The sequence below is a fragment of the Novosphingobium sp. GW835-FHT14H07 genome, assembly GCF_058793515.1.
This window is the reverse complement of record NZ_JBXAFX010000028.1, coordinates 42,464-50,367: the sequence shown is the minus strand read 5'-3', so window position 1 is coordinate 50,367 and position 7,904 is coordinate 42,464. Positions and strand designations below refer to the sequence as shown.

At 62.3% G+C, this 7,904-nt stretch carries 3 protein-coding genes; all 3 read left to right on the top strand.

Translation table 11 applies throughout. From position 1 onward, the window contains the following. On the top strand, positions 1 to 223 hold a 223-nt coding region (locus tag AC1Q5P_RS18350; RefSeq protein ID WP_492519707.1), incomplete at its 5' end, for a hypothetical protein. Between the two features lie 283 nt (positions 224 to 506). Then, positions 507 to 5,870 (top strand): HAMP domain-containing protein, encoded by a 5,364-nt coding sequence (locus AC1Q5P_RS18345; protein ID WP_492519706.1) that lies wholly within the window; start codon positions 507 to 509, stop codon positions 5,868 to 5,870. Beyond that, on the top strand, positions 5,867 to 7,894 hold the full coding sequence (locus AC1Q5P_RS18340; protein ID WP_492519705.1) for a response regulator: 2,028 nt from the start codon (positions 5,867 to 5,869) through the stop codon (positions 7,892 to 7,894). Before AC1Q5P_RS18345 ends, AC1Q5P_RS18340 begins: the two co-directional genes overlap by 4 nt. Positions 7,895 to 7,904: the final 10 nt, after the last annotated feature.

Here is a 7,904-nt window from a genome sequence, read left to right as displayed (position 1 = left end):
TCACTCCTTCTCTTCGCAAAGAGGCGTGAATCACAACATGCTGGTATTGCTCAACAACTTTCGGTTCGGGCTCTTAGGATTTCCACAGGCATCTAACGCTGCAGGGGGCCATATTGGGGGCCACTGTCAGGTTGAACTATCAAAACCCCATTATAAAACAGCTCAATATGCTTACTTTTGGTTTCCCTTCACCGTCCATTTTCCTGTCCGCCGAATGCCGTGAGCGTCTGGACACGATCGCCGGAAACGCAACAGGCGCCGTTCGAGATGTGGGTGCCGGCATTGTTTCACCGAAGTGCTTCGGCAAGGTTCACGTTCGACTGATGTGGCAATTCGATTAGGCTGCAAGCTTCAAGCCGAGAAGAGTGCCCCATGTGCGAGCCGTCTCGGCTCATCCCCAAGCCAGCTCGAAGAATCCTGGCTTCTCGGAACCCACTGGAACTTGAGTGATTCTTGTGCGTTTGCGACCGGAAGGGGCGCGCTGAACGCCTCTGTTCGGAGGGCACATGAACAGACCGGCGGCCAAGGGTGAGTTTGAAATCGGTAGACGCGAGCTGCTCACCGCCTTGCGCAAGCTGCGAAACGGCGATTTCAGTGCCTCGCTGCCCGAAGACAGCGCCGATACCGAGATTGCCGCGCTGTTCAACGAGGTCGTCGGCATAAACCGGCGCATGACGGAAGAGTTCCAGCGCCTTTCCCGCGTCGTCGGCAAGGAAGGCAAGATCGGCCATCGCGCCGCCGTGCCGGGCGCGGTGGGCGACTGGGACATTACCCTGAGCGCGATCAACGAACTCATTGATGACATGGTGCAGCCGACGACCGAGGTGGCCCGCGTGATCGGCGCCGTTGCCAAGGGTGACCTGTCCCAGTCGATGGCCGTGGAGATCGAAGGCCGCGCCCTGCGGGGCGAGTTCCTGCGCATCGGCAAAGTGGTCAACACCATGGTGGAGCAGTTGGCCAGCTTCGCCTCGGAAGTGACGCGCGTGGCGCGCGAGGTCGGTACCGAAGGCAAGCTCGGCGGACAGGCCAACGTCAAGGGCGTCGCCGGTACGTGGAAGGACCTCACCGACAATGTGAACCTGATGGCCGCAAACCTGACCGGGCAGGTCCGCAACATCGCCGAAGTGACGACCGCCGTGGCGCTGGGCAATCTGTCCAAGAAGATCACCGTCGACGTGAAGGGCGAGATCCTCGAACTGAAGAACACCATCAATACGATGGTTGATCAGCTCAACGGTTTTGCCTCGGAAGTGACCCGCGTGGCGCGCGAGGTCGGCACCGAAGGCAAGCTGGGCGGACAGGCGCAGGTGCCCGGTGTCGCGGGAACGTGGAAGGACCTGACCGACAACGTCAACCTGATGGCCGCAAACCTCACCGGACAGGTCCGCAACATCGCCGAAGTGACGACGGCTGTGGCGTCGGGGGATCTTTCCAAGAAGATTACGGTCGATGTGAAGGGTGAAATCCTCGAGCTCAAGAACACCATCAACGTGATGGTCGATCAGCTCAACGGATTCGCGTCGGAAGTGACGCGCGTGGCGCGCGAGGTCGGCACCGAAGGCAAGCTGGGCGGACAGGCGCAGGTGCCCGGTGTCGCGGGGACGTGGAAGGACCTGACCGACAACGTCAACCTCATGGCGGACAACCTGACGGGCCAGGTCCGTAACATCGCCGAGGTCACCACTGCGGTGGCTTCCGGAGACCTTTCCAAGAAGATCACGGTCGATGTGAAGGGCGAGATCCTCGAGCTCAAGAACACCATCAACGTGATGGTGGACCAGCTTAACGGATTTGCCTCGGAAGTGACGCGCGTGGCGCGCGAGGTCGGCACCGACGGCAAGCTGGGCGGACAGGCGCAGGTGCCGGGTGTCGCGGGGACGTGGAAGGACCTGACCGACAACGTCAACCTCATGGCGGACAATCTGACGGGCCAGGTCCGCAACATTGCCGAGGTGACGACGGCCGTCGCCAAGGGAGACCTTTCGAAGAAGATCACCGTCGAGGTGCGTGGCGAGATCCTCGAGCTGAAGAACACGATCAACGTGATGGTGGACCAGCTTAACGGATTTGCGTCCGAAGTGACCCGCGTGGCGCGTGAGGTGGGCACCGAAGGCCGGCTGGGCGGGCAGGCGCGGGTGCCCGGCGTCGGCGGAACGTGGAAGGACCTGACCGACAACGTCAATGCCATGGCCGGCAATCTTACCGGCCAGGTGCGCAACATTGCCGAGGTGACGACGGCTGTCGCCAGGGGAGACTTGTCCAAGAAGATCACGGTGGACGTGAAGGGCGAGATCCTCGAGCTGAAGAACACCATCAATACGATGGTCGACCAGCTCAACTCCTTCGCCTCCGAAGTGACGCGCGTGGCGCGCGAAGTGGGCACCGAAGGTCGGCTTGGCGGCCAGGCACAGGTCGAGGGTGTGGGCGGAACGTGGAAGGACCTGACCGACAACGTCAACGCCATGGCCGCCAACCTGACCGGGCAGGTGCGCAATATCGCTGAAGTGACCACGGCCGTGGCCCTTGGCGACTTGTCCAAGAAGATCACGGTCGACGTGAAGGGCGAGATTCTCGAGCTGAAGAACACCATCAACACGATGGTCGACCAGCTCAACTCCTTCGCCTCGGAAGTGACCCGCGTGGCGCGCGAGGTGGGCACCGAGGGCAAGCTTGGCGGACAGGCCCATGTGCGCGGCGTGGCAGGGACATGGAAGGACCTGACCGACAACGTGAACCTGATGGCCGACAACCTGACCGGCCAGGTTCGCAACATCGCCGACGTGACCACTGCTGTCGCCAAGGGCGACCTGTCCAAGAAGATTACGGTGGACGTGAAGGGTGAGATCCTCGCGCTCAAGAACACCATCAACACGATGGTCGATCAGCTCAACGGCTTTGCTTCGGAAGTGACCCGCGTGGCGCGCGAAGTGGGGACCGAGGGGAAGCTTGGCGGCCAGGCGCAAGTGCCGGGCGTGGGCGGCACCTGGAAAGACCTGACCGACAACGTGAACCTGATGGCCACCAACCTGACCAACCAGGTTCGCGGCATTGCCGACGTCGTTACCGCGGTTGCGCAAGGCAACCTCAAGCGCAAGCTGACCTTCGACGCGAAGGGTGAGATCGCCGCTCTGGCCGAGACGATCAACGGGATGATCGAGACGCTTTCGACGTTCGGCGATCAGGTTACCAACATGGCCCGCGAAGTCGGGGTCGAAGGGCGGCTTGGTGGACAGGCGCGCGTGCCGGGTGCAGCTGGCCTGTGGCGCGACCTGACCGACAACGTGAATGCGATGGCCACGAACCTGACCAATCAGGTGCGCTCGATCGCCGAGGTGGCAACCGCGGTGACCAAGGGCGACCTTACCCGTTCGATCGCGGTCGAGGCTTCGGGCGAGATGGCCGCGCTGAAGGACAACATCAACGAGATGATCCTCAACCTCAAGGATCAGACGCTCAAGAATGCCGAGCAGGACTGGCTGAAGACCAACCTGGCCCGCTTTTCGCGCATGCTGCAGGGTGAAAGGGATCTTGCAACGATTTCGAACCTGATCATGTCCGAACTGGCCCCGCTGGTGAACGCGCAGTACGGCGTTTTTTACGTCACGAGCCGCGACGACGAGGACATCCGGCTCGACCTCGTCGCCAGCTATGGCGCCGAGAACCACGGCGAGCTGCGCCACCGCTTCGGGCTGCGCGAAGGCCTGATCGGCCAGGCGGCGGCGGACAAGCGGCCAATCCGGCTGTCCAAGGTCCCCGGTGACTTCATCCGCATCGGCTCCGGCCTCGGCACGGCAGCACCGGCCAATATCAATATCCTGCCCGCCCTGTTCGAGGATGAGGTGAAGGCGGTTATCGAGCTCGCCTCGTTCGAGGAGTTCAACGAAACCCACCACAGCTTCCTTGCGCAGCTGATGGAAACCGTCGGTATCGTTCTTAACACGATCGCCGCGACCATGCGGACCGAAGGATTGCTCGAGCAGTCGCAGTTGCTGACCCAGGAACTGCAGGCGCGGCAGACCGAACTGACGCGCAAGCAGGAAGAACTCCACGCCACCAACGAGGAACTGCAGGAGAAGGCCCAGCTCCTCGAGAACGAGAAGCGGCAGGTCGAGGCCAAGAACTTCGAGATCGAGATGGCGCGTCGCGCCGTGGAAGAGAAGGCAGAGCAGCTTGCGCTGACTTCGAAGTACAAGTCCGAGTTCCTTGCCAACATGAGCCACGAGCTGCGCACGCCGCTCAACTCGCTGCTGATCCTGTCCAAGCTTCTCGCCGACAACCAGCAGGGCAACCTCAACGAAAAGCAGACCGAGTTTGCCCGGACGATCCACGGCGCGGGGACCGACCTTCTGAACCTGATCAACGACATCCTCGACCTCTCGAAGATCGAATCCGGCACGGTCTCGATCGAGATGAGCGACATGCCGATGGTCGCGCTCAAGCAGCACATGGAGCGCACATTCCGCCAGCTCGCGTCCGAGAAGGGCCTGTCGTTCGATGTCAGGTTTGACGAATCCCTCCCGGAATCGATCCAGACCGACGAACAGCGTCTCCAGCAGATTGTCCTGAACCTGCTGTCGAACGCCTTCAAGTTCACCGCCGCCGGAGGCGTGACACTTTCCGTCCGCAAGGCGCGGGAGGGGTGGAGCCCCAGCCACCCGGTGCTCGGCGAACTCGATGCGGCGCTGGAGATCGCGGTCAGCGACACCGGGATCGGCATTCCCGAGGACAAGCAGAAGCTGATTTTCGAGGCGTTCCAGCAGGCAGACGGAACGACGAGCCGCAAGTATGGCGGGACGGGCCTCGGCCTGTCGATCAGCCGTGAAATCGCACGGCTCCTTGGCGGCGAGCTTCAGGTGCGCTCGGTTCCCGGGCAGGGCTCGACATTCACCCTTTACGTACCGCTAAACGCCGTGGCGACTTCGCAGGCCCTGCTGGCAGCGGCATCGCCAGAGCGCGATCCGGTCGTGAACTATTCTCCGCCGGACGATCGCGAGCAGCTCAACGGCAATCCGTTCGTCCTCATCGTCGAGGATGATCCGACGTTTGCCACGGTCCTGCTGGAACTGGCGCACCATGCCGGCCTGAAGGGCGTCATTTCCTCGGCTGGTTCCGGGACGATCGGAATGGTGCGCAAGCTCCGTCCGAGTGCGATCACGCTGGACCTTGGATTGTCCGACATCGACGGTTTCGTCCTGCTCGACCTGCTGCGACACGAGCCGGACACTTCCGGCATTCCCGTGTTCGTGATTTCCGGAGCGCAGCAGGCGGCGCATGCTCTCAACCTCGGGGCGGCAGGGGTCATAGAGAAACCTGCCAGCCACGACGAACTGGAGGCGCTGTTTTCCCGGATTGCGAACTTGTCCGGGGACGAGCCCAAGCCGGCCGCTGCGCCGGGGCGGGCCAGGAAGCCCAAACTTTCCGAAATGCAGGCGCTGGGAGGAAGCAAAGTCCTTATCGTCGATGACGATATCCGGAACATCTACTCGCTCACCAGTGTTCTTGAGGCCCATGACGTGCAGGTGGTGCACGCCGAGAGAGGGGCTGAAGGCATCCGACTGCTTGAAACTACCGAGGACATCGATGTCGCGCTGATCGACATCATGATGCCCGAAATGGATGGCTACGAGACCATCCGGAAGATCCGCTCCCTTCCGGCAATCGCAGACATTCCACTTGTGGCGGTGACGGCCAAGGCGATGAAGGGCGACCGCCAGAAGTGCCTTGATGCAGGTGCGTCGGATTACATCTCGAAGCCTGTCGACATCGATCTGCTACTCGCGCTGCTGCGGGTGTGGATCGGACGGAGCCGGGCCAATGCCTCGTCGGTTCAGGCGATGCTCGTGCCGCCTCGCAGCGGCGTGCTGCAATGACCACCGAAGCAACGAAAGAGCGGTCATGCGAGGCAGTTGGCGAGGAACTTGTCCCTTCTGCCCGCATCCTCGTCGTCGATGACGACGAGCGCAACCTGCTCGCGCTGACGCAGGTTCTGGGCGATCTGGGCGAGGTGGTGACGGCAACGTCGGGTCGTGATGCCTTGCGCCATCTGCTGGCCGGCGAGTTCGCCGTGATCCTGCTCGATGTGTTCATGCCTGGGATGGACGGATACGAGGTTGCAGACCTGATCCGGCAACGCAAGCAGACCGCTCGCATCCCGATCATTTTCCTTTCCGCCGTGAACAAGGAGACCGAGCACCTGATTCGGGGGTATGCGATGGGCGCGGTGGACTATGTGTTCAAACCGGTCGATCCTCTTGTCCTGACTTCGAAGGTCAGCGTCTTCGTCGATCTGTTCGAAATGAGGAAGCAGGTCGAGGCGAGAAGTCGCGCGGAGCGGGAGCTGCGCGAAGCGGGGTTCCGATCCGAGCTCGAAAGGCTGCGGATCGAGAACGAGCTGCATTCCGCGCGGGCGCGACAGGCTGCGGTGCTGGAAGCGCTGCCTCTCGCCCTGTTCGAAGCTGTCAGCGATGGCACCGGCACCTTGGTCCGCGAATTTGTGGCAGGCGATCTGGCCAAGCTTGCCGAACGCGAGGCATCTGCCATCGAGGCAGGTGACTTGCGGTGGGAGGATCGCATCCATCCTGACGATCGCGGCGCATTGCAGGTGGACCCGTCAAGCGAGGTGTTCTCCGCGGAATATCGCTGGATCAGCGACGAAGGAGGCCACAAGCACTTCATCGAGCGGGCAGTGCGCATCTCCGAGGAAGGCGCTGACGACTCGAGGTGGGCTGGAACCCTGTTCGATGTGACCGATCGCAAGAAACTTGAGGCGCAGCTGCTCCAGGCCGGAAAGATGGATGCCTTGGGGCAGCTGACGGGCGGAGTGGCGCACGATTTCAACAACGTCCTGGCAGCAGTGCTCGGCGGTGCCTCGCTCCTCGAAAAGCGGGCCAGACTGGAAGATCGCGAGCGGCAGGTCCTAGATCAGGTACGCGCGGCGGCAGAGCGGGGCGTGGCCCTGGTGCGCCGGATGATGGCGTTTGCCCGCAAGCAGGACCTCTCGCCCGTCTACCTGCCACCATCGGAAGTCTGCGACGCCGTTATCGGGCTTGTGCAGCAGACGCTGGGCGGAAATGTCGAACTGGTGTGGAACTGCGAGGAAACCGAGCTGGTCCTCTTCGCCGATCGCTCGCAGCTTGAACTGGCGCTGGTGAATCTCATCATCAATGCGCGCGATGCCATGCCGGGAGGCGGCAGGATCGCGGTCTCGATAGCCGTGGTACCTGCGTCGTCGGACATGCCTTCTTTCCCGGCGGCAAGCTATCTTTCCATCGAGGTACGCGATGCAGGGACAGGCATTCCACCGGCAGTCCTCGAGCGCATTACCGAACCGTTCTTCACCACCAAGGAAGTCGGCAAGGGCACTGGGCTCGGGCTCTCGATGGTGCTGGGCTTTGTAGAGCAATCCGGCGGCAGGATCGAGATCGACAGCATCGTGGGCGAAGGGACTTCAGTGCGCCTGCTCATGCCTGCCGTCCGGAAGCCGGAAGTCGCCGAACGACTTGTCGAGGTAAGCCGCTCTGCACGGCCTGTCAGCCTTCGTCGGATCCTGGTGGTAGATGACGATCCGACGGTGGGCACCATCATCGCAGAGCAGTTGCGCGAGCTTGGCGCGACCGTACAATGTGCATCGAGCGCCGCAGAAGCGTTCGATCTGCTGCGTTCGCCTGTCGAACCGTTCGATCTGCTCCTGACCGACTACGCCATGCCGGGCGCTAATGGACTTGAGGTCATCGCGCAGGCCCGAGCGCTGCATCCTGACCTCCCGTGCGTGCTGATGACAGGTTACGCCGACGACAGTCTGGGCGCCTCCTCGCCAGATGCCACGCACCTTCTCCGCAAACCGGTTTCGGTGGAGGACCTGGAGGCCCTGTTGAGCGGAGAGGTTGCAGCGTGAGGCCGTCGCA